General features: G+C 73.3%; 19 protein-coding genes. 6 read left to right on the top strand and 13 right to left on the bottom strand.

The window, feature by feature from the left end; genetic code table 11:
* The first annotated feature begins 49 nt into the window (after nt 1–49).
* Together PV364_RS23380 and PV364_RS23375 are read left to right on the top strand one after the other, a co-directional pair.
* Complete coding sequence (locus tag PV364_RS23380) at nt 50–718, top strand: GntR family transcriptional regulator (protein ID WP_319662174.1); 669 nt, start codon at nt 50–52, stop codon at nt 716–718.
* A 155-nt stretch (nt 719–873) separates the two neighbouring features.
* A complete protein-coding gene (locus PV364_RS23375) occupies nt 874–1,548 on the top strand; it encodes a (2Fe-2S)-binding protein (RefSeq protein ID WP_319662172.1) in 675 nt (224 codons plus the stop codon).
* A 388-nt stretch (nt 1,549–1,936) separates the two neighbouring features.
* On the opposite strand, the gene glnA is transcribed toward PV364_RS23375, so the two are convergent.
* Nucleotides 1,937–3,349 carry a type I glutamate--ammonia ligase gene (gene glnA, locus PV364_RS23370; RefSeq protein ID WP_319662171.1) on the bottom strand — a complete coding sequence of 471 codons (1,413 nt, stop codon included), beginning with the start codon at nt 3,347–3,349 and terminating at the stop codon, nt 1,937–1,939.
* 199 nt (nt 3,350–3,548) lie between these two features.
* Here glnA and PV364_RS23365 point away from each other — a divergent pair, with 199 nt between their 5' ends.
* Nucleotides 3,549–4,016 (top strand): RDD family protein, encoded by a 468-nt coding sequence (locus PV364_RS23365; protein WP_319662170.1) that lies wholly within the window; start codon nt 3,549–3,551, stop codon nt 4,014–4,016.
* A gap of 108 nt (nt 4,017–4,124) precedes the next feature.
* Here PV364_RS23365 and PV364_RS23360 read toward each other — a convergent pair whose 3' ends face one another.
* The 4 genes from PV364_RS23360 to lipB form a co-directional block, all read right to left on the bottom strand.
* Nucleotides 4,125–4,805: a DUF4191 domain-containing protein gene (locus PV364_RS23360; protein ID WP_319662169.1), complete on the bottom strand. Its 681-nt coding sequence runs from the start codon at nt 4,803–4,805 to the stop codon at nt 4,125–4,127.
* Nucleotides 4,806–4,883: 78 nt separating this feature from the next.
* Nucleotides 4,884–5,114 (bottom strand): hypothetical protein, encoded by a 231-nt coding sequence (locus PV364_RS23355; protein ID WP_319662275.1) that lies wholly within the window; start codon nt 5,112–5,114, stop codon nt 4,884–4,886.
* Between the two features lie 227 nt (nt 5,115–5,341).
* A complete protein-coding gene (lipA, locus tag PV364_RS23350; RefSeq protein ID WP_319662168.1) occupies nt 5,342–6,304 on the bottom strand; it encodes a lipoyl synthase in 963 nt (320 codons plus the stop codon).
* Between the two features lie 65 nt (nt 6,305–6,369).
* Complete coding sequence (gene lipB, locus PV364_RS23345; RefSeq protein WP_319662167.1) at nt 6,370–7,155, bottom strand: lipoyl(octanoyl) transferase LipB; 786 nt, start codon at nt 7,153–7,155, stop codon at nt 6,370–6,372.
* A 263-nt stretch (nt 7,156–7,418) separates the two neighbouring features.
* On the opposite strand from lipB, the gene PV364_RS23340 reads away from it, so the two are divergent.
* Nucleotides 7,419–8,885, top strand: coding sequence for a regulator (locus PV364_RS23340; RefSeq protein ID WP_319662166.1), 1,467 nt, complete (start codon nt 7,419–7,421; stop codon nt 8,883–8,885).
* Nucleotides 8,886–8,949: 64 nt separating this feature from the next.
* Here the strand turns inward: PV364_RS23340 and PV364_RS23335 are convergent, their stop codons facing one another.
* Together PV364_RS23335 and PV364_RS23330 are read right to left on the bottom strand one after the other, a co-directional pair.
* Entirely contained in the window at nt 8,950–10,191 is a 1,242-nt protein-coding gene (locus PV364_RS23335; RefSeq protein WP_319662165.1) for an NAD(P)/FAD-dependent oxidoreductase, read from the bottom strand.
* 155 nt (nt 10,192–10,346) lie between these two features.
* Complete coding sequence (locus PV364_RS23330; RefSeq protein ID WP_319662164.1) at nt 10,347–11,249, bottom strand: TIGR01777 family oxidoreductase; 903 nt, start codon at nt 11,247–11,249, stop codon at nt 10,347–10,349.
* A gap of 49 nt (nt 11,250–11,298) precedes the next feature.
* On the opposite strand from PV364_RS23330, the gene PV364_RS23325 reads away from it, so the two are divergent.
* Nucleotides 11,299–11,784, top strand: a complete 486-nt coding sequence (locus PV364_RS23325; RefSeq protein ID WP_319662163.1) for a GNAT family N-acetyltransferase — start codon at nt 11,299–11,301, stop codon at nt 11,782–11,784.
* A 34-nt stretch (nt 11,785–11,818) separates the two neighbouring features.
* Here the strand turns inward: PV364_RS23325 and PV364_RS23320 are convergent, their stop codons facing one another.
* The 6 genes from PV364_RS23320 to PV364_RS23295 form a co-directional block, all read right to left on the bottom strand.
* The gene (locus PV364_RS23320; protein WP_319662161.1) at nt 11,819–12,334 is read right to left on the bottom strand and encodes a DUF4240 domain-containing protein; all 516 of its coding nucleotides are present in this window, start codon (nt 12,332–12,334) and stop codon (nt 11,819–11,821) included.
* 158 nt (nt 12,335–12,492) lie between these two features.
* Nucleotides 12,493–13,461, bottom strand: coding sequence for a helix-turn-helix transcriptional regulator (locus PV364_RS23315; protein ID WP_319662160.1), 969 nt, complete (start codon nt 13,459–13,461; stop codon nt 12,493–12,495).
* Between the two features lie 322 nt (nt 13,462–13,783).
* Complete coding sequence (sucB, locus tag PV364_RS23310) at nt 13,784–15,550, bottom strand: 2-oxoglutarate dehydrogenase, E2 component, dihydrolipoamide succinyltransferase (protein WP_319662159.1); 1,767 nt, start codon at nt 15,548–15,550, stop codon at nt 13,784–13,786.
* 51 nt (nt 15,551–15,601) lie between these two features.
* The gene (lpdA, locus tag PV364_RS23305) at nt 15,602–16,990 is read right to left on the bottom strand and encodes a dihydrolipoyl dehydrogenase (protein ID WP_319662158.1); all 1,389 of its coding nucleotides are present in this window, start codon (nt 16,988–16,990) and stop codon (nt 15,602–15,604) included.
* 304 nt (nt 16,991–17,294) lie between these two features.
* Complete coding sequence (locus tag PV364_RS23300; RefSeq protein WP_319662157.1) at nt 17,295–18,806, bottom strand: leucyl aminopeptidase; 1,512 nt, start codon at nt 18,804–18,806, stop codon at nt 17,295–17,297.
* A 151-nt stretch (nt 18,807–18,957) separates the two neighbouring features.
* Nucleotides 18,958–19,764 (bottom strand): adenosylcobinamide-GDP ribazoletransferase, encoded by an 807-nt coding sequence (locus PV364_RS23295; RefSeq protein ID WP_319662156.1) that lies wholly within the window; start codon nt 19,762–19,764, stop codon nt 18,958–18,960.
* 68 nt (nt 19,765–19,832) lie between these two features.
* Between PV364_RS23295 and PV364_RS23290 the strand changes: the two genes are divergently transcribed.
* A complete protein-coding gene (locus PV364_RS23290) occupies nt 19,833–20,570 on the top strand; it encodes a hypothetical protein (RefSeq protein ID WP_319662155.1) in 738 nt (245 codons plus the stop codon).
* The last annotated feature ends 227 nt before the right edge of the window (nt 20,571–20,797 follow it).

Here is a 20,797-nt window from a genome sequence, read left to right as displayed (position 1 = left end):
CGATACTGGTCGCCGACCCCATGCCCGGCAGCCGAGGAGGACCGGCCCGATGACCGCTCACGACGGGCCCGCCCTGCCCTCCCTCGGCGGGCAGCGGCCCAGCTACCGCGAACGCGTCGCGGACGCCCTGCGGGCCGCGCTCGTGGCGGGCGAGCTGCGCCCGGGGGAGGTGCACTCCGCGCCCGCCCTGGCCGGCCGCTTCGGGGTCTCGGCCACCCCGGTGCGCGAGGCGCTGCTCGACCTGGTGAAGGAGGGCCTGGTGGACCCGGTGCCCAACAAGGGCTTCCGGGTCACCGAGGTCTCCGAGCGGCAACTCGACGAGTACACACACATCCGCGCCCTCATCGAGATTCCCACCGTCGCCGGCCTGGCCGCCGTCGCCGACCCCGCCGCGCTGGAGGCGCTGCGCCCGGCCGCCGAGGCCATCGTCGGCGCCGCGGCGACCGGCGATCTCATCGGGTACGTCGAGGCCGACCGGCGCTTCCACCTCGGCCTGCTCGCCCTGGCCGGCAACGAGCACCTGGTCGAGGTCGTCGGCGACCTGCGCAAGCGCTCCCGCCTCTACGGCCTGACCGCGCTCGCCGAACGCGGCCTGCTGACCGCCTCGGCCCAGGAGCACCTGGAACTGCTCGACGCCCTGCTCGCCCGCGACGAGGAGGCGGTGCGGGCCGTGATGACGCGCCACCTCGGGCACGTCAGGGGTCTGTGGGCGCGCTGATACGGTGGCCGGACCCCGAGTCACCGGTCCCGGCCGCCGCCGTCGCGCGCCCACCAGGCGCTGGAGCGTGAAGCGCATGACCCCGCACCTTCTGTCCGCCGCGCCCGGCCCGGCGGCCGCAGCGCGCGCCGCCGGCCACCGGTAGGGCGGGCGCCGTGGGGCCCTTCTTCACCCTGAGCACGGAGCCCGGGGAGCCGCGCGCCGAGGGCTTCGTACCGCTCGCGGAGGTGTACGACGGCTCCGCGCGGGAGGCGCTGGCCGGGCGGGTCGCCGAGGTCGGACGGCGGCTCGGCACCGGCGAGCGCCGTGTCGCGGCCTCCCTGGCCCACCAGGGGCTCGCCGCCCGCCTGTGGTCGGTCGCCCTGGGACCCGCGGCGCTGACCGGGCACCTGCCCGACCTGACCGGCGGGCGCCTGTGGTGGCACCCGGACCGTGCCGTGCCGGACGAGCTCAGGCTGCCCGCGGCGGGGGAGCGGTTGCCGGCGGACCGGCTCGGCGAGGCGGTGCTGCACGGGCATCTCGTCCCGCTGACCGAGGCCGTCCGCGCGGTGTCCGGCGTATCCGCCGGGCTGCTGTGGGGGAACGCGGCCTCGGCGCTGGCCGGGACGCTGCGGGTGCTGCAGGCCTGGTGCCTGGGGGAGGGCGGGCGGCCCGGGGCCGCGGCCCGCGCGGCCGGTCTGACGGCGGCTCTGCTGGCCGACCCCCTGCTGCGGGACACCGGCACCCTCGATCTCGCCGGACCCGCCGCTCCGGCCTACCGGCGCCGCAGTTGCTGCCTGTACTACCGGGTGCCCGGCGGCGGTCTGTGCGGGGACTGCGCGCTGCGCTGAGGGCGGGCCGGCCGGACCGGCGGGTGCCGGGTGGAAAGACGATCACCCCGCGGGAAGGACGCACCTGGGACCGCAGGTGCGCTCGATCCGAGGGCTGACGGGCCGGCCTCGCCCTCGTCCACCAGGTTGATGCATTGGTGTAGTTGTTGCAATAAATGCGCAATAAAGGTCTGGGTTGCCGAACGCCGAAGGGGCCGTGCCGCATGGGCGCCTCCACGCTTCCCGACATGCCGTACGACTGCGCCGCGCCGGGGCCGCGCCAAGTACCACGCCGCCTACGTCAGGCCGGAACGCGTGGGGGCCGTCGCTCGCGCCCTCCGCATGCGGAAGGACGCGGGCGACGGCCCCGGAACAGCGATACGGCGCGGGCCGGTGACCCGCGGCGCTGTCACACGTCGAAGTAGAGCTCGAACTCGTGCGGGTGCGGCCGCAGCGCGATCGGCGCGATCTCGTTGGTCCGCTTGTAGTCGACCCAGGTCTCGATCAGGTCCGGGGTGAAGACCCCGCCCTGGAGGAGGAACTCGTGGTCGGACTCGAGGGACTCCAGGACCGCCGACAGCGAGGTCGGGACCTGCGGGACGCCCGCGTGCTCCTCGGGGGCGAGCTCGTAGAGGTCCTTGTCGACGGGCTCGGCCGGCTCGATCTTGTTTTTGATGCCGTCGAGACCGGCGAGCAGCAGCGCCGAGAAGGCCAGGTACGGGTTGCCGGAGGAGTCCGGGGCGCGGAACTCGATGCGCTTGGCCTTGGGGTTGGCACCCGTGATCGGGATGCGGATGGCCGCCGAGCGGTTGCGCTGCGAGTAGACCAGGTTGACCGGGGCCTCGAAGCCGGGGACCAGGCGGTGGTAGGAGTTCACCGTGGGGTTGGTGAACGCCAGCAGCGCCGGGGCGTGCTTGAGGATGCCGCCGATGTAGTAGCGGGCGGTGTCGGACAGGCCCGCGTAGCCCTGCTCGTCGTAGAAGAGCGGGTCGCCACCCGCCCACAGGGACTGGTGGACGTGCATGCCGGAGCCGTTGTCACCGAAGATCGGCTTGGGCATGAAGGTCGCGGTCTTGCCGGCGCGCCAGGCGACGTTCTTCACGATGTACTTGAAGAGCATCAGGTCGTCGGCCGCGGCGAGCAGCGTGTTGAACTTGTAGTTGATCTCGGCCTGGCCGGCGGTGCCCACCTCGTGGTGCTGGCGCTCGACCTGCAGGCCGGACTTCATCAGCTCGAGGGTGATCTCGGCGCGCAGGTCGGCGAAGTGGTCGACCGGCGGGACCGGGAAGTAGCCGCCCTTGTACTTGACCTTGTAGCCGCGGTTGTCCTGCTCCGCACCGGTGTTCCAGGCGCCGGCCTCGGAGTCGATGTGGTAGAAGGACTGGTTCGCGCTGGTCTCGAAGCGGGCGCTGTCGAAGACGTAGAACTCGGCCTCGGGGCCGAAGTACGCGGTGTCGGCGATGCCGGAGGAGGCGAGGTAGGCCTCGGCCTTCTTCGCCACGTTCCGCGGGTCACGGCTGTACTGCTCACCGGTGATCGGGTCGTGGATGAAGAAGTTGACGTTGAGTGTGGAGTCCCTGCGGAACGGGTCGAGCTTGGCCGTCGACAGGTCCGGCACCAGGGCCATGTCGGACTCGTGGATGGCCTGGAAGCCGCGGATCGAGGAGCCGTCGAACATCAGCTGCTCGTCCGGGTCGAAGGACTCGACCGGGACCGTGAAGTGCTGCATCACACCGGGCAGGTCGCAGAACCGGACGTCCACGAACTTGACGTCGTTGTCCGAGATGAACTTCTTCACCTCGTCGGCGTTTTGGAACGACATCCAACTCCTCCTTGGCCCGGCCCGGGAGGCCGGATTGCAGCTCATGGGTGCGACCAGTGCGGTGGCGCACGTTGAAGGTGACGATAGAGACCGGGCATTTCCCCGTCGTGACCCATTTGTTTCTTGCAGGTTAACCGAGCCACCGGGTGGTTGACGGGTCGCGCGCGGGGGGCCCGGCGGCACCGCGTACCGTGGACGCGTGGACAACAGGGATGTCATCGGATCGTGGATCGAGGGCCCGAAGGCGGCCGCGGAGCGGATGGGTGTCGAATTCGGCTACCGCGGCAAGCGCCTCGGCCTTCCGGAGGAGGGCCCCGGTTCGATCGCCCCGGTCGGGCGGCGGATCGCGGCGCTCTTCATCGACTGGGGCCTGTGCGCGCTGATCGCATACGGCCTGATCGCGCACCGTGACGCGGCCGCGGCCAATCCGTGGACCACGGTCGTCTTCGGTGTCATGAGCGTGCTGCTGCTGGGCACCGTCGGCACCACCCCGGGCAAGCGCCTGCTGGGACTGCGCGTGGTCCGGGAGGACGGCGGGCGGCTCGGCCCCGGCGCGGCGGTGCTGCGCACGTTCCTGCTCCTGCTGGTGATCCCGGCGGTGGTCTGGGACCGCGACACCCGCGGCATGCACGACAGGGCCGTGAAGGCGGTCCAGGTCCGGATGTGACCCGTCGGGTCCTGATCGCATCCGGACCCCACGGAAACGGGACGTGCCCCGGACGAGTCGACTCGTCCGGGGCACGTCCCGTTTCCGTTCGTATACGGTCCCGCGGGCTCAGCGGCCCTTCGGCATCCGCATGCCCTTGGGCATCGGGCCCTTGGGGACCGGCATGTTGCTCATCAGGTCGCCGAGCGCCCGCAGGCGGTCGTTCACCTCGGTGACCTTGGGCCCCGGCACCACGCGCGGCAGCTTCAGCAGCGTGGCGCGGATCTTCTTCAGGGAGACCTCGCCCTCGCCGTTGCCGACGATGATGTCGGTCACCGGCACGTCGTAGACCACCCGCGCCATCTTCTTCTTCTCGGCGGCCAGCAGGCTCTTGACCCGGTTCGGGTTGCCCTCGCCCACCAGCACGATGCCGGCCTTGCCGACCGCGCGGTGCACGACGTCCTGGTTGCGGTTCATGGCCACCGCGGGCGTCACCGACCAGCCCCGGCCGACGTTGTCGAGCACGGCCGCCGCGGCGCCCGGCTGTCCCTCGAGCTGGCCGAAGGCCGCCCGCTCGGCACGCCGCCCGAAGACGACCGCCATCGCGAGGAGGGCCAGCAGGAGGCCCAGGATGCCCGCGTAGATGGGGTGACCGATCGCGAAGCCGACGGCGAGGATGACACCGAAGGTGACGACTCCCACAGCCGCGAGGACGAGGCCGACCTTGGAGTCGACCCGCCTGGTCATCTTGTACGTCTGGGCGATCTGCTTGAGGCGCCCAGGGTTGTTCTCGGATTCTTCCCTCGCCATGCCGCACAGGATACGTGTCCCGGGCGGCGCCGGCCCCACCGGAGGGGCCGGGAAGGGCCGGGAAGGCGGGGAAGGAGGCTAGAGGCTGTCCTGACGGCCCGTGCGGGCGGAGACCAGGGCGTCCATGACGTGCTGGGCCTCGCGGCGGTCCTTGGCCCGCTTGCGGTCCTCGAGCACGGCCGACCAGGCGTTGCGTCGCGCGGTGGCCTCGGCGCCACGGAACAGGAAGGACTCCACGGCGCGCAGCGCGCCCGCCGCGGCGCCGGGGATGGTGCTCTGGCGATGGAGTTGTGCGGCCTCGGCCTGCATGGTGGTGTCCCCCTCAGGACGGCTCAGTCGCGCGTGGATGTTCCGCTTGTCCAGAGTCACCACATTGTGTTACCAGCCCGTGACTGGTCGGTCAAACCGTCGTGAAACCCGGTCGGTCCCTTCGCGTCGGCCCGCTGCGCCTGCCGCACGTCAGAGACACGAAAGGGGCCCGAGTGGGGCCCCTGACGTGACGAACCGCACGTTCGCCGATCGAGTGCGGTGGGTGATCAGACGGCCTCGGCGGCCACCGCGCCGCGCCGCTCCATCGCCTGCTGGAAGAGGCGTCCCGCCCGGTACGAGGACCGCACGAGGGGGCCGGACATGACGCCGGCGAAGCCGATCTCCTCGGCCTCCTCCTTCAGCTCCACGAACTCCTGCGGCTTGACCCAGCGCTCCACCGGGTGGTGCCGCAGGCTCGGCCGCAGGTACTGCGTGATGGTGATCAGCTCGCAGCCCGCGTCGTGCAGGTCCTGCAGGGCCTGGCTGATCTCCGCGCGTTCCTCGCCCATGCCGAGGATCAGGTTGGACTTGGTCACCAGACCGGCCTCGCGGGCCTTGGTGATGACCTCCAGCGAACGCTCGTAGCGGAAGCCGGGGCGGATGCGCTTGAAGATCCGCGGGACGGTCTCGACGTTGTGCGCGAGCACCTCGGGCCGGGCGCCGAAGACCTCGGCGAGCTGCGCGGGGTCGGCGTTGAAGTCCGGGATCAGCAGCTCGACCTTGGTGCGGCCGGCCGCACGGGTGCCGGTCATCGCGTGGATCTGGCGCACCGTCTCGGCGTACAGCCAGGCGCCGCCGTCCTCGAGGTCGTCGCGGGCGACGCCGGTGATGGTGGCGTAGTTCAGGTCCATCGTGACGACGGACTCACCGACGCGGCGCGGCTCGTCGCGGTCGAGGGCCTGCGGCTTGCCGGTGTCGATCTGGCAGAAGTCGCAGCGCCGGGTGCACTGGTCGCCGCCGATGAGGAAGGTGGCCTCACGGTCCTCCCAGCATTCGAAGATGTTGGGGCAGCCCGCCTCCTGGCACACCGTGTGCAGGCCCTCGCGCTTCACCAGACCGTGCAGCTCGGTGTACTCGGGGCCCATCTTCGCCCGGGTCTTGATCCACTCGGGCTTGCGCTCGATGGGGGTCTGGCTGTTGCGGACCTCCAGACGGAGCATCTTGCGGCCCTCAGGTGCCACAGCTGACACGGTCGACTCCCTCTCGCGACTTCATTTCCTCGGTGAACATCAGCCTACGCCCGTGGATTCCCATCTCAGACCGCGCGCGGCAGCGGCTCGGCCGACTCCAGAACGGCTCGCAGGTGCTTCTCCACGACCGGCAGCACGTCCGTGACGCCGATCTCGCGCCCCAGCTCGTTGCTGAGCGAGGCCACGCCCGCGTCCCGGATGCCGCACGGCACGATCCGGTCGAACCAGGTGTTGTCCGGATTGCAGTTGAGCGCGAAGCCGTGCATGGTGACGCCCTTGGCGACCCGGATGCCGATCGCGGCCAGCTTGCGGTCCTCGCGGCGCTGGCCGGCGTTGGAGGGGGCGTACTCGGGGCCGGACAGCCGCGGGTCGAACTCGTCGTCGTGCAGACGGGGGTCGAAGTCCAGGGTCAGCCCGGGGATGACCGCCGGGCGGTCCTCGATCGGGTCGCCGAGCACCCACACCCCGCTGCGGCCCTCCACGCGGGTGGTCTCCAGGCCGAACTCGGCGCACGCGTTGATCAGCGCCTCCTCCAGCCGGCGCACATGGGCGACGACGTCGACGGGGCGCGGCAGCTTCAGGATCGGGTAGCCGACGAGCTGGCCGGGGCCGTGCCAGGTGATCTTGCCGCCGCGGTCCACGTCGATCACCGGCGTACCGTCCAGCGGCCGCTCGCTGTCCTCGGTGCGGCGGCCGGCGGTGTACACCGGCGGGTGCTCCAGCAGCAGGCAGGTGTCGGGGATCTCGTCCGCGAAGCGCGCGGCGTGCACACGGCGCTGCTCCTGCCATGCCTCCTGATACTCCACGGCGTTCTCGCCGAAGCCCAGATGGACGAAGTGCAGCTCACTCACGGCCGCTCCCTTGTGATCGCCTGCTGCGGCGCCCCCGTTCATCGATACCGGACGCCTTGGCAACTGTACGTCCGCCGCGGCCCTGCCTTGCAGCGGGCTGCGGATAGCAGCCGGGAGGGGCGGACGGAAGGATTCCGGGGTTATGCGGGGGGAGGTTCACCCGTTACAGCGAATGCGAGGCTCTGGTAGTGAGCGTCCCGGCACAGAACGTTACATTCGCGCCGTTCTGGAGATAGCCCGGAAGGCAGGGGACCGCACCACTGATGTCCGACCGTTCCTCGCAGCGCCCCCCCAACCGCCAACTCGCGGCCCTCATCGCCGAAGCCGGCTTCTCCAACGCGGGACTCGCCCGCCGCGTGGACCAGCTCGGCATCGAGCACGGGCTCGACCTGCGGTACGACAAGACCTCCGTCACCCGCTGGCTGCGCGGCCAGCAGCCGCGCGGCACCACCCCCGCGCTGATCGCCGAGGTCTTCACCCGGCGGCTCGGGCGGCGGCTGTCCGCCCACGACCTCGGCCTCGACGCGGTGGCCCCGGTCTACGCGGGACTGGAGTTCGCCGCGTCCCCCGAGGAGGCCGTGGAGATCGTCTCCGGGCTGTGGCGCAAGGACACCGGCAGCCAGGCCGACCTGCGCAAGATCGCCTTCACCCCGGCGGGCCTGGTCGTGCCCAGCCGCGACTGGCTCATCGGGCGCGCCGACGACCGGGTCGGGCGCAACGCCGACCCGGGCCCCCAGGGCGGCGGCACACCCCGGCTGCCCGCCCAGCGCACCCGCGGCGACGCGGCGCCCCAGGTGCCGGGAGGTCCCGGCGGGAACCGCGTCACCATGGGCGACCTCGCCGCCCTGCGTTCCGTCGGCGAGCTCTTCCGCTCGCTGGACAACGCCTTCGGCGGCGGCCACGCCCGCCAGGCCCTGGTCCGCTACCTGGAGCACGAGGCCGAGCCGATGCTGCGCGGCAGCTACGGCGAGACCATGGGCCGCCGGCTGTTCGCCGCCGTCGCCGACCTGACCCGGCTCGCCGGCTGGACCTCGTACGACATCGGCGCCCACGGCCTCGCCCAGCGCTACTTCGTGCAGTCGCTGCGGCTGGCCCAGGCGGCCGGCGACCGGGTCTACGGGGGCTACGTCCTGGTCACGATGAGCCGCCAGGCGGTCTACCTCGGGCACGGCCGCGAGGCCGTCCAGCTCGCCCGGGTCGCCCAGCAGGGCGTGGGCAGCGGGGCCCCGCCGGTCGTCCAGGCGCTGCTGCACGCGGCCGAGGCCCGCGGGCACGGTCTGCTCGGCGAGGTCAGGGCGTGCACCGCCGCGCTGGTACGCGCCGAACGCGCCCTGGAGACCGCCCGCGCCGGGGACGACGTGCCGTCCTGGGCCCGCTTCTTCGACGAGGCCCAGCTCGCCGACGAGTTCGGCCACTGCCACCGCGACCTCCAGCAGTACCGCGCCGCCTCCCAGCACGCCGAACGCTCGCTGCAACTGCGGCCCGCCGCCTACGCCCGCAGCCGGCTGTTCTGCCGCACCGTGCTCGCCACCGCCCGCCTCGGGCTCGGCGAGGTCGACGCGGCCTGCGCGCTGGGCGCCGAGGCCATGCAGGCCGCCGTCGAGATGCGCTCGGTCCGCGCCCTGGAGTACGTCCGGGACTTCGGGCGCCGGCTCGACGCGCACCGCGACACCTCGTCGGTGCGGGCCTTCCACGACCGGGCCACGGCGCTCGGGGTCCTCGTGGGCTGACGCACGGGCCGGCGCGCGGCCGGCCGGCCCCGGGGCGCTGCTTCCCCGGGCCGGCCGGGGCCGCTCACGCGGCCAGCGGCTCCGTCCGGGTCCCCGGGCGCAGGCCCACGTCGCGCAGCAGCCGCTGCGCCGCCCGGCGCCCGGAGAGCATCGCGCCCTGCACCGTGCTGGTGTCGCGATGGTCGCCGCAGACGTACAGCCCCTGCAGGATGCGCACCGGGCGCCGCAGATCGTGCGGCGCGGGCATGGCGGGGACGGCCTCCGGGTCGTGGTGCACGGCCAGCCGCCGCCAGCCCGCGGTGGAGGTGCCGTAGAGCTCGGCGAGATGGGCGCGCACGGCGCGGTCGTCGGGGTCCGGCACGGCGGCGGCACCGAGCAGCACCGAGGTCACCAGCGTCCGGCCGACCGGCGCGCGGGACGGGTCGACCAGGCTTGCCGGGAGCGAGTGCGAGACCGGTCCGCGCCGGTCCGCGTCCAGCACGAGCGCGGCCTCCCGCAGCGGCGCCGTCGGCGCCATGTGGTGGACCACGGTGACGGCGTGGAAGTCGGGCACGCGCAGCCCCGGCAGGAGTTCGGCCGCCGCGCGGGCCCCGGTGGCCACCACCACGGCCCGGCACGGCAGTTCCTCCTTGTCCTCAGTCAGCACCGCGTTGGTGGAGGCCGCCACCGCGCGCGTGCCCAGCCGCAGCGACCCCTCCGGCAGCGCGGCCGCGAGCTGCCGCGGCAGGGCCTGCGCGCCCCCCGCGGGCACGCAGGTGCGCCCGAGGGCGAAGGCGCGCAGCACCAGGTCGGCGCAGCGGCTGGACGTCGTCAGACCAGGGTCGCAGAGCAGCGCCGAGAGCAGCGGCCGCAGGTACCCGTCGACCGCGCGGGGCGCGAGCCCGCGTGAGGAGAGCGCTTCGGCGGCTGTCGTCTCGGGCCGCTCCAGGAGGCGTTCGACCGGGGTGTCGGCCAGGCGGTGGAGCGCCGCCCGCAACCGCGCCTTGTCCAGCGGCGAGCCCAGCGGCGCGCGGGCCGCCGCCAGTGCGCCGCGCGGGTCGCCGACGCGGTAGCCGCGGCCCGCGGCCCGCACCAGGACGGCGGGTGAGAAGGGCCGCAGCTGGAGGTTGTCCAGACCCGGAGTGCGGAGCAGTTCCGGATAGGAGGTGTTGAGCAATTGCGGCCCCCGATCCAGCAGGAAGCCGTCCACCTCGTCGGTGGCCATGCGCCCACCGACCCGGTCGTCGGCTTCCAGGACGGTCACCTGGAGCCCGGCACTGATCAGATGATGCGCCGCCGACAGGCCGGCGACACCGGCCCCGATCACGCATACGTCCGTAGAAGAACCGGTAGAGCGTGCTGTTGAGAGCACGTTGCCCCTCCCCGAGGTCGGCACGTTTCCCCGCTCGCGTCAGCTGGCGCTGGAAGCGTCATGCCCAGAACTTCGCCAACTGATGCCGCCCGGGGGCCGCGTGGTGGCATTCAGTGCCGCTCTTCGGCCAGTGCCGCGCGGATCGCCTCCTCGATGCCGGGGTGGGCCCAGGCGAACGAGGTGTCGAGGAGCTTGCGCGGCACGGCCCGCGTACTGCCGAGGATGTCGGTGGAGAACTCCCCGACGACGGTGCGCAGGACGGGCGCGGGGACCGGGAACAGCGCGGGCCTGCGCAGCACCCGGGCCATGGCGGCGGTCACCTCGGCGTTGGTCAGCGGCTCGGGCGCGCACAGGTTGACCGGCCCGGAGACCGTGTCGTGGTCGATGATGTGGCGCAGCGCGGCGACCTGGTCGTGCAGCGAGATGAAGCTCCAGTACTGCCGTCCGCTGCCCAGCCGTCCGCCCAGCCCCGCCTTGAACAGCGGGAACAGCCGCGCCCAGGCGCCGCCCCGGCCCGAGACGACCAGGCCCGTGCGGGCGAACGCCGTCCGGATGCCCGCGTCCTGGGCCGGGGCCGCGGCGGCCTCCCAGTCGCGGCACACGTCCGGCAGGAAGCCCTCCCCGTACGGGGCGTCCTCCTCGACCCGGCGGTCGCCGGTGTCGCCGTACGCGGTGATCCCGGACCCGCTCACCAGCACGCGCGGCGGAGTGGCCAGCGAGGCCAGAGCGCCGGCGAGCGTCGCGGTGCCCCGCACCCGGCTGTCGTGGACGGTCCGCTTGTACGCGTCCGTCCAGCGGTGGTCGCCCACGTTCGCCCCCGCGAGGTTGACCACGGCCTCGGCACCCTCCAGGGCCGAGGCGTCGATCCCGCCTCCCTCGGGGTCCCAGCGCGCCTCGTCCGCCCCGGAGGGCGGCCGCCTGACGAGGCGTACGACCTCGTGGCCGTCGGCGAGCAGGGAGCGGACCAGGGCGGAACCGATGAGACCGGACGAGCCGGTGATCGCGATACGCATGGGGACATGGTCGCGCCTCGGCGCCGCCCGTTGTGACAGGGTGACGGGCATGTCCGGGATACGTGTGCGCGCCGCCCTGCTCTCCGACGACCCCGCCCTGGCCCGGCTGGACCGTGCCACGTGGTCGACGCTGCACGCGGTCGCGCCGCCGCCGCAGGAGCACCAGGACTTCTTCGGCGAGCGCTCCGGACCCGACGCGTACCTGGTCGCCGAGGTCGACGGGCGGACGGCCGGATACCTGCGCCTCGTGCCGCCGACGCCGCTGGCCTCCAACGCCCATGTACGCCAGATCCAGGGCCTTGCGGTCGACACCTGGGCCCGCGGCCGCGGCGTCGGGCTCGAACTCGTCATGGCGGCACTGGAGGCCGCCCGGGGGCAGGGCGCGCGGCGGGTGACACTGCGGGTGCTGGGCCACAACACCCCGGCCCGGCGGCTGTACGAGGCGGCCGGCTTCACGGTCGAGGGCGTCCTGCCCGGGGAGTTCCTGCTGGACGGCGTCTACGTGGACGACGTGTTGATGGGGCGGGCGCTGTGACCGCCGCCGCGACCGCTGCCGCCCGGGGCGGGGCTCAGCCGAAGCGCTCCCACAGCCGGGGGAAGCGCTGCGCCACCGCGTCCGCGTTCTCGAAGTCGACGTAGACGCCCTCCGGCTCGGCCGGCTGCGGCGGCAGGTCCAGATCCGGCAGCCGCACCCCGGTCAGCTGCTCGTACGCCTCGTCGGCCGCGTAGCCCAGGTCCTCGGCGTCGCCGTCCACCTCGGGGTCGAAACTCTCGGCCAGCTCCGCCAGCGCGTCGGGGTCGTGCACCGCGCCCTCGAACACATGCCGGCCCTGCCCGATCAGCCAGCACCGGAAGAAGTCGAACGCGTCGTCACCCGCGCCGCCCAGCATCAGATCCGCGGCGCCCCACACGTCCCACCGGTACGCCCGGTTGAAACGGCTCTCGAAGTGCCGCGCGAAATCGACGACGGACTCCGGGTCGAGCTGCGTCAGCCGCTCCACCAGCAGATCGGCGTGCTCCTCCGGGTCCCCGCCCGCCGCCGTCCGGGTACTGTCGACGATCTCCCAGAACTCCGTCTCGTCCATCACCGCTCCAGCATCGTGTCTGGGGCCTGCCCCCGCACGCGGAGAGACGCGGATGCGCCCGTGTCGTGACGTTACTCTGCCCGCGCGGGGGCCTGTGCGCCCGGGTGTTGACGCCGCCGGGACGGGCGGGCGACGCGGGAGTCGACGGGCGGCGGCGGTCAGCCGTCGTAGGCCGCCGCCATGGTGCGGGCCGCGCGGGCGAAGCGGGCGCGGAGCGGGGCGGGGGAGAGGAGTTCGGCCTCGGGGCCGAGGGCGAGCAGTTGGTGGTAGACGACGTCGAGGGACTCCACGGGCAGTGTGACGGTGACCCGGCCGTCCGCGTCGGGCGGCGCGGCCGCGTCCAGCGCCTCGCGGGCGGCGGCCGTGTCGGCGACGTACGGCAGGTGCCGGGCGCCCTCCGGGGTGAGCCGCAGCACGACCTCGGCCCGCAGCACGGACCGCGCGAACTCGGCGGCCCGCGCCTGCCAGAACGCGGGCAGGTCGAACCCCGGGTCCCTGGCGAATCCTTCGGGCAGGACGTCCGCGGCGCTGAAGCGGTCCACCCGGTACACCCGGACGTCCCCCTCGGTGCGGGCGACCGCGTACCAGACGCCCGCCTTGAGCACGAGCGCGTACGGATCCAGCTCCCGTTCCACCTCCGTGTCCGCGCGCCGGTACCGCGCCCGCAGCCGGCGGTCGCCCCACACCGCCTCCGCCAGGGCCGGCAGCAGCGGGGGCGTGGCCGGTTCCTGCCACCATCCGGGCGCGTCCAGGTGGAAGCGCTGCGCCGCGGTGCGCGGGGCGTCCCGCAGCTCGGGCAGCAGCGCGGCCGCCACCTTCAGCCGGGCCGCGGACCCCGCGTCGTGCAGCCCCATCGCCTCCAGCGCCGCGGGCACACCGGACAGGAACAGCGCCTCCGCCTCCGCGCGGGCGAGCCCGGTGAGCCGGGTCCGGTACCCGTCCACGAGCCGGTAGCCGCCCGCGCGCCCCCGCTCCGCGTACACCGGGACGCCCGCCTCCGACAGCGCCAGCACGTCCCGGCCGACGGTCCGCTCGGACACCTCCAGGGCCCCGGCGAGCTCGGCCGACGTCATGGAGCCGTGGGACTGCAGGAGCAGGACGAGGTGGATCAGCCGTGCCGCGCGCATGCCGTCGAGGCTAAGCCCTGGGTCCGACACCGCGGCGGGGCCGGTCCGGACAGCCGGACCGGCCCCTGTGGTGCCCGCTGCGCGCGCCTCGGCGCGGGGGAAGGTCGACGCAGCGCGCGACCCGCAAGGGCGTTGGGGCCACCGAGGGGGCGGTGCCTCCCCGTCCTTGCCGGCGGTGCATGGCCATGCCCCCTGAAGTACGGCCGCGGTGCCCCAACCACTCACCGCGGCACGGGATTTCCCGCGGGAACGGCCGAGGCCCCAGCCCGCGAAGGGGCTGGGGCCTCGGCCGTCGTACGGTCCCGCGGCGACGTGCGGTCGATTACAGACCGAGGTCGCCCTCGAACTCGCCGGCCTCCAGGCGGGCCTTGACGTCGTTCAGGTAGCGGGCGGCGTCCGCGCCGTCGACCAGCTGGTGGTCGTACGACAGGGTCAGGTACGCCACGTCGCGGATCGCGATGGTCTCGCCCAGGTCCGGGTGGTTGATCACCATCGGGCGGCGCACGGTGGCGCCGATGCCCAGCTCGGCGACCTGCGGGTAGTTCACGATGATCGTGTCGAACAGCGCACCGCGCGAACCGGTGTTGCTGATCGTGAACGTGCCGCCGGACAGATCGTCCGGGCTGATCTTCTTGTTGCGGACCTTGCCGGCCAGCTCGGCGGTCTTCTTGGCGATGCCCGCCAGGCTCAGGTCGCCGGCACCCTTGATGACCGGGACCATCAGGCCCTGCTCGGAGTCGACCGCGATGCCGATGTTCTCGGCGTCGTGGTAGGTGATCGTGCCGTCGTCGTTGATCTTGGCGTTGACGACCGGGTGGGCCTTCAGCGCCTCTGCGGCGGCCTTGACGAAGAACGGCATCGGCGAGAGCTTGACGCCCTCGCGGGCCAGGAAGGACTCCTTGGCCCGGGCCCGCAGCTTCATGATCTTGGTGACGTCCACCTCGACCACGGTCGACAGCTGCGCCTGGCTGTGCAGGGCCTTCATCATGTTGTCGGCGATGACCTTGCGGATGCGCGACATCTTGACGGTCTGCCCGCGCAGCGCGGCAGCGGCGGCCGGCACCGTGACACCCGCGGCCGGGGCCGGGGCGGTCGGCGCGGCGGCGGCGGCCTTGGCGGCCTCCGCGGCGGCCAGGACGTCCTGCTTGCGGATCCGGCCACCGACACCGGTGCCCTTGACCGAGGCCAGGTCCACGCCGTTCTCGGCCGCGAGCTTGCGCACCAGCGGGGTCACGTACGCGCCCTCGTCGGTGGGCGCGGTCGCCGAGGGGGCGGCCGCAGGGGCCGGGGCCGGGGTGAACGGAGCCGGAGCGGCGACCGGCGCGGGGGCCGGGGCCGGGGCGACCGGAGCCGGGGCGACCGGAGCCGGAGCAGGCGCCGGAGCGGGGGCCGGGGGAGCGACCGGGGCGGGGGCCGGAGCCGCGGCGGCCGGGGCCGGTGCGGGGGCGGCGGGGGCCGGAGCGGCGGCGGGCGCGGCACCGGCGGCACCGATGACGGCGAGCTTGGCGCCGACCTCGGCGGTCTCGTCCTCGCCGACCAGGATCTCCAGCAGGGTGCCTGCGGCCGGCGACGGGATCTCGGTGTCGACCTTGTCGGTCGAGACCTCGAGCAGCGGCTCGTCGGCCTCGACGCTCTCGCCGACCGACTTCAGCCAGCGGGTGACGGTGCCCTCGGTCACCGACTCGCCCAGCGCCGGCAGGAGCACCGGGGTGCCCTCGGCGGCGCCGGCCGGGGCCGGTGCGGGGGCAGGGGCCTCGGCGGCGGGAGCCGGGGCCGGGGCGGGGGCCTCCTGCACCGGAGCCGGCGCGGGCACCGCGGCGGCCGGGGCGGGAGCGGCAGCGGGCGCGCCCGTGCCGTCGTCGATGACGGCCAGCTCGGCGCCGACCTCCACCGTCTCGTCCTCGGCCACCTTGATGGACGAGAGGATGCCCGAAGCGGGCGCCGGGATCTCGGTGTCGACCTTGTCGGTCGACACCTCGAGCAGCGGCTCGTCGGCCTCGACGCGCTCACCCTCGGCCTTGAGCCAGCGGGTGACGGTGCCCTCGGACACGCTCTCGCCGAGCGCCGGCAGGGTTACGGAAACCGCCATGGTTTCGGTTGCTCCTAACGATCTGTGCGGATTGGTCTGCGTGTCCGTGGATCAGTCGTGCGCGTGCAGCGGCTTGCCGGCCAGCGCCAGGTGAGCCTCGCCGAGCGCCTCGTTCTGCGTCGGGTGCGCGTGGATGAGCTGGGCGACCTCGGCGGGCAGGGCCTCCCAGTTGTAGACCAGCTGCGCCTCGCCGACCTGCTCGCCCATACGGTCACCGACCATGTGGACGCCGACCACGGCGCCGTCGCGGACCTGGACGAGCTTGATCTCGCCGGCGGTCTTGAGGATCTTGCTCTTGCCGTTGCCGGCCAGGCTGTACTTCAGGGTGACGACCTTGTCGGCGCCGTACAGCTCCTTGGCCTTGGCCTCGGAGATGCCCACGGAGGCGACCTCCGGGTGGCAGTACGTGACGCGCGGCACGCCGTCGTAGTCGATCGGCACGGTCTTCAGGCCGGCCAGCCGCTCCGCGACGAGGATGCCCTCGGCGAAGCCGACGTGGGCCAGCTGCAGGGTCGGGACCAGGTCGCCGACCGCGGAGACGGTGGGCACGTTGGTGCGCATGTACTCGTCGACCAGGACGTAGCCGCGGTCCATCGCGACCCCGGCCTCCTCGTAGCCCAGGCCCTGGGAGACCGGGCCGCGGCCGACGGCGACGAGCAGCAGCTCGGCCTCGAACTCCTTGCCGTCGGCGAGGGTGACCTTGACGCCGTCGGCGGTGTACTCGGCCTTGGAGAAGAAGGTGCCGAGGTTGAACTTGATGCCGCGCTTGCGGAAGGCGCGCTCCAGCAGCTTGGAGCTGTTCTCGTCCTCGACCGGCACGAGGTGGGGCAGGCCCTCGACCACCGTGACGTCGACACCGAAGGACTTCCACGCGGAGGCGAACTCGACGCCGATGACGCCGCCGCCGAGCACGATGGCGGACTTCGGGATGCGGTCCAGGACCAGCGCGTGGTCGGAGGAGATGATCCGGTCGCCGTCGATGGTCAGGCCCGGCAGCGACTTCGGCACGGAGCCGGTCGCCAGGAGCACGTGGCGGCCGGTGTAGCGCTGGCCGTTGACGTCCACCGAGGTCGGGGAGGACAGGCGGCCCTCGCCGGTCACGTAGGTGACCTTGCGGGAGGCCACCAGGCCCTGCAGACCCTTGTAGAGGCCCGCGATCACGTCGTCCTTGTACTTGTGGACGCCGGCGATGTCGATGCCCTCCAGGGAGGCCTTGACACCGAACTGCTCGGCTTCGCGGGCCTGGTCCGCGATCTCACCGGCGTGCAGCAGAGCCTTCGTGGGGATGCAGCCGCGGTGCAGGCAGGTGCCGCCGAGCTTGTCCTTCTCGATCAGGGCGACGTCCAGACCGAGCTGCGCCGCGCGCAGCGCTGCGGCGTAGCCGCCGCTACCGCCACCGAGGATCACTAGGTCGAAAACGGTGCTGGCGTCGTTCGCCACGTCACGTCCTCCATGCATGGATACGCCGGAGCCGGTCCGTCATGACCGGGCGGCGGCTTTTGTTCGGCCGCTTCTGTTAAACGGGGCCCTGTCGTGCCGAGACAACATCTTCGCACTTGTTCGGGGCGGACGAGGCACCGGGCCGGGGTGTGAGACGTACGGAACGCCCCTGGCCAGGCTTACTCGCCGGTATCCCCGGTGAAATACGGGAGTGCGTTGTCCCTTTGCTCGCTCTTGGCGAACGCGTACGGCCCCGGATGCCATACCCGGGGCCGTACGGAATGTGCCGAGGCTTACACCGCGGTCAGAGCAGCTCGCCCTCGCCGGCCTTCTCGGCCAGCCGCACCAGGGTGCGCACGGCGGAGCCGGTTCCACCCTTGGGGGTGTAGCCGAACGGGCCGGACTCGTTGAACGCGGGACCCGCGATGTCCACGTGGGCCCAGGTGATGCCCTCGCCGACGAACTCCTTCAGGAACAGGCCGGCCGCCAGGCCGCCGCCCATCCGCTCGCCCATGTTCGCGATGTCGGCGGTGGGGGAGTCCATTGCCTTGCGCAGGTCGGTCGGCAGCGGCATCGGCCAGGACTGCTCGCCGACCTCGCCCGCCGTCTCGTGCACCGCGGTGCGGAAGGCGTCGTCGTTGGACATGACACCGAAGATGCGGGTGCCGAGGGCCAGCACCATGGCGCCGGTCAGCGTCGCCACGTCGATGATCGCGTCCGGGTTCTCCTCCGAGGCGCGGGTGATCGCGTCGGCCATGACCAGGCGGCCCTCGGCGTCGGTGTTGAGCACCTCGACGGTCTTGCCGCTGTACATCCGCAGCACGTCGCCGGGGCGGGTGGCCGCGCCGGAGGGCATGTTCTCGGCGAGCGCCAGCCAGCCGGTCACGGTGACGGGCAGGCCCAGGCGCGCGGCGGCGACCACGGTGGAGAACACGGCGGCGGCGCCGCTCATGTCGCACTTCATGGTCTCGTTGTGGCCGGCCGGCTTCAGCGAGATGCCGCCCGAGTCGTAGGTGATGCCCTTGCCGACCAGCGCGAGGTGCTTGGCGTCGCGGCCCTTGCCGCCGCTGTAGACGACCTTCACCAGGCGCGGCGGGTTCGCCGAGCCCTGGCCGACGCCCATGATGCCGCCGTAGCCGCCCTTGACGAGCGCCTTCTCGTCCAGCACCTCGACCTTGAGGCCGTGCTCCTTGGCGGCCTCCTGCACGAAGGCGGCGAAGGCCTTCGGCGTGAGGTCGTTCGGCGGCATGTTGATCAGGTCACGGGAGCGGTTGACCTCTTCCGCGATGACCGTGGCGCGCTCGGCGGCGGCCTTGAAGGCCTTGTCGCGCGGCTTGGCGCCGACCAGCGCCACCTCGGCCAGCGGCGCCTTGCCGTTGCCGGCCTGGTAGGCGGTGTACGCGTACGCGCCCAGCAGCGCGCCCTCGGCGACCGCCTGGGCGGCCGCGGCGTCCGCCACCGGCAGCGCGAGGGCGGCCTTCTTGGAGCCGGCCAGGGTGCGGGCGGCGGCACCGGCCGCCTTGCGCAGCACCTCGGTGTCGAACGCGGCACCGTCCGCCGGGGCCTCCCCGAGGCCGACCGCCAGCACGACCGGCGCCTTCAGCCCGGCCGGGGCGGGGAGCTTGGTCACCTCACCCTCAGCGCCCGAGGCGCCCAGCGTCTCGAGCGTCGCGGCGAGCCTGCCGTCGAAGGCCTGGTCGACCGCCTCCGCCCCGGTGGCGACCTCGGGGCCCTTCGTCCCCTTGGTCACGCCGATGACGACGGCGTCCGCGCGCAGCGCCGCGGCGGAGGAGGTGCTGAGAGTCAGTGCAGTCACGGTGATGGAGATCCTGTTCCTTCAGAGGCCCGAATTCTTGGCACCGGGCATCGCCCGGCGGCGCGGGGCGGGGGTGCAGGACCGACCTTACGCTCACTCCTGACACTTCCGCCCGCGGCGTGCACCCCGCGGCCGAAGGCGCGGGTTTTCCCTATCCGGTTCGGCCGCCCGCCGCCAGCACGACCAGGGCGGCGGTGCACGCCGTCTCGCACAACGCGCCGAAGACGTCGCCCGTGACACCGCCCAGCCGCGCCCGGCAGCGGCGCAGCAGCAACTCCGCGGCGCCCAGGGCGATCAGGGCCGCCGCGGCGAACCGCGCCACCGCGTACGGGCCGAACGGCAGCCCCGCCGCGGCGCACAGCGCCACCACCCCGGCGGCCAGCCCCCACGCCGCCCGCGCCGGGACCGCGCCGGCCACCGCCGCACCCAGCCCCTCCGGCCGGGCCGGGGGCACCCCTTCGCGGCAGGCGAGCGTCACGGCGGTGCGGGCCGCCACCGACGCCACCGCGAAAGCGGCCGCCCCGCGGGCCCACGAGGTCCCGTACGCCCCGGCCAGCGCGGCGACTTGGCCGAGCAGGACCAGGACCAGGGTCAGTACGCCGAAGGGCCCGATGTCCGACTGCCGCATGATGCGCAGCGCGTCCTCGGCGGGCCGTCCGCTGCCCAGTCCGTCGGCGGTGTCGGCGAGTCCGTCCAGATGCAGTCCCCTGGTGAGCGCGGCGGTCACCGCGACCGTGCCGGCCGCGGCGAGCAGCGGTCCGCAGCCGAGCAGCAGCAGCACCCCGCCGGCCGCCGCGGCGAACAGCCCGGCGACCAGGCCGACCAGGGGGGCGGCCAGCATCCCCGCCCGGGCCGCCGGGCGGTCCCAGCGGGTGACCCGCACACGCAGCACGGTCAGGGTGCCGAAGGCGAACCGCAGTCCGTCGGCGGGGGTCGCGGCGGCGGGGCTGGCGGTCATGGCGTGCAGAGTAACGGCCGCTTCCTGACCGTATAGTGCGCATACCAGGCCGAACGGGAGCAATCGGTATGAGCGACTGGTGGTACCGCAACATCATCGAGCCGGGAAAGCTGCCACTGCTCCTCGCCCTCTTCGCCTTCGTCGCGACCTTCGTGATCACACGGACCATCACCCGCCTGATCCGCGCCGGAAAGGGCCCGTTCCGGAACATCTCCTCGGGCGGGACGCACATCCACCACGTCGTGCCCGGCATCATCCTCATGACGATCGGCGGCTTCGGGGCCGTGGCCAGTTCCACGCACGGCTTCGGGGCGGGGCTGGCGGCCGTGGTCTTCGGCATCGGAGCGGGGCTCGTGCTCGACGAGTTCGCGCTGGTGCTCTACCTGGACGACGTGTACTGGAGCGAGCGCGGCCGCAAGAGCGTGGAGGCCGTCGTGATCACCTTCTCCCTTGTGCTCATGCTGCTCGGCGGCCTCGCCCCGTTCGAGGTCGACTCGCTCTCCGCCGACCAGCAGCAGAACCGCCTGACGGCGGTCCTCACGATCGTCGTCAACTTCCTCTTCGTCCTGGCCGCCCTGGTGAAGGGCAAGTTCCGCACCGCCGTGGTGGGCGTCTTCGTGCCCTTCGTCGCCCTGGTCGGCGCACTCCGGCTGGCCCGCCCGGACTCCCTGTGGGCCGAGCGGCTGTACGGGCGGCGCCCGAGGACGGCCCACCGCGCGGAACTGCGCGCCGCCAGGCACGCCGCCCGCTGGCGGGGCCCGACGCGGCGCCTGCAGGACTGGCTCGGCGGCTTCACCGAGCACTGATCGGGCCGGGGCAGGCGGCACGGACCTGTGCCGCGCACGACAGAGGTGACCCGCAGTGACGCCCGCGGGGAGTGCCGCGGGGCGGCGTGCGATGCTCACCGGCGGGGCGACGGCAGCCGGGGGACGCCGGGGAAGCCGTCCGCCGCGGTTCGCCGGCCGGATCCGCCGCACCGGTCCGGTCCGCAGCCCGTGCCGCGCCCCGGAACCGGCCGGAGCAACGCGAGGCT

Origin of the sequence: Streptomyces sp. MI02-7b (assembly GCF_033793585.1) — a bacterium.
Taxonomy (GTDB): Bacteria; Actinomycetota; Actinomycetes; order Streptomycetales; family Streptomycetaceae; genus Actinacidiphila.
This window is presented reverse-complemented; position numbering and strand designations above follow the sequence as displayed.